At 68.6% G+C, this 488-nt stretch carries 1 protein-coding gene; it reads right to left on the reverse strand.

Translation table 11 applies throughout. From position 1 onward, the window contains the following. The coding region (locus tag LRG07_RS13820) for a GGDEF domain-containing protein (protein WP_238642783.1) at positions 1 to 488 on the reverse strand (488 nt) is incomplete at both ends.

Raw genomic sequence — 488 nt, forward strand, 5'->3', positions numbered from 1 at the left:
AGTGCCGCCCCGGCACACGCCGAGGCGAGCGGGGCTTGGTCGCGGTGGATAGCCAGCTCCCGGTTGACCCCCTCGAGCAGCTCGTGGAGGAGCCCGGTGAAGTGCTGCTCCGCCTCCGAGAGCCGCTCAAGGACGGCGATGATGCGCCCGCGGGCGGCAACGCCGAGGAAGTGGGGCTGGCCAGTGAGCTGATTGCGCAGGCCGAAGGTCAGAGTATCGAGCAGCGCATCGCCGGACTCCTCGCCCATACCCTGGGTGATGGTGGCGAAGTCGCGGATCTCGACGGCTACCACGGCGAGATCCAGGTCAGACCGCTCGGCGCGGTCCAGCGCATCTTCGAGTAGCTGCAGCGTGTACTTGCGATTGGGCAGCCCCGTGCGGCGGTTGAAGTTCGCATGGTAGTGGAGCCGCTCGGCCTCGAGGCGGCGAAGCTCGGTGACCTCCCGCTGCACCGCGACCAGGTAGCGGGTCTCGTTGTCCGGGGTACC

This window comes from Halorhodospira sp. 9622, assembly GCF_022228025.1.
In the GTDB taxonomy this organism is placed as follows: domain Bacteria; phylum Pseudomonadota; class Gammaproteobacteria; order Nitrococcales; family Halorhodospiraceae; genus Halorhodospira; species Halorhodospira halophila_A.